At 73.4% G+C, this 990-nt stretch carries 1 protein-coding gene; it reads right to left on the reverse strand.

What is annotated here, in order from left to right; genetic code table 11:
- Nucleotides 1-990 (reverse strand): beta-ketoacyl reductase (locus CUT83_RS15120; RefSeq protein ID WP_143688566.1); only part of this gene is annotated, 990 nt, incomplete at both ends.

A 990-nucleotide genomic window follows, 5' to 3' on the forward strand; every position in this document is an offset into this window, starting at 1 on the left:
AGTGCGGCGTCGAGGGCGGCGAGGGCCTCACCGGTGGCCAGCGGCGCGATCCCCGCCCGCCGCATCCGCGCCCGGTCCACCTCCGACAACTCACCGGTCATCCCACTGCTCTGCCCCCACAACCCCCACGCCAACGACACCGCCGGCAACCCCTGCGCCCGGCGGTGCACCGCCAGCGCGTCCAAAAACGCGTTCGCCGCCGCATAATTCGCCTGCCCCGCCGTCCCCAACGTCCCCGCCACCGACGAGAACAACACGAACGCCGACAGACCCATCCCCCGCGTCAACTCATGCAGATGCCACGCCGCATCCACCTTCGGCCGCAACACCTCCTCCACCTGCCCCGCCGTCAACGACTCCACCGTCGCATCCGCCAGCACCCCCGCGGTATGCACCACCGCCGACAACGAACGCCCAACCAGCAGCCCGGCCACCGCCGCCCGATCGGCGACATCACAGGCGGCCACCTCCACCTCCGCCCCCAACCGGCCCAACTCCGCCACCAACTCCGCAGCCCCCGCCGCCTCCCGGCCCCGACGACTGACCAGCAACACACGCCGCACCCCGTGCACCACCACCAGATGCCGCGCCACCACACCCCCCAGCGTCCCCGTCCCACCGGTCACCAGCACCGTGCCGTCCGGGTCCAGAGAGCCGAGGCGGGCGGTATCGGGCCCGGCACCACCACCGGCACCGGCACCACCACCGGAGACGGCCGCCCGCACCAGCCGCGGCACCAGCACCCGCTCCCCGCGCACCGCCACCTGCCACTCACCAGCGGCCACCGCCGCCGCCACCACCCCCACCGGCACCTCACCGGCAGCCTCCACATCCACCAGCACAAAACGCCCCGGATGCTCCGTCTGCGCCGACCGCACCAGACCCCACACCACCGCACCGACCGGATCGGCCACCTCACCCGGCACCACCGCCACCGCACCCCGCGTCACCACCACCAACGGCCGCTCCCCACCACCGGACAAACACTCC

The sequence above is a fragment of the Streptomyces barkulensis genome (assembly GCF_002843305.1).
Lineage (GTDB): Bacteria > Actinomycetota > Actinomycetes > Streptomycetales > Streptomycetaceae > Streptomyces > Streptomyces barkulensis.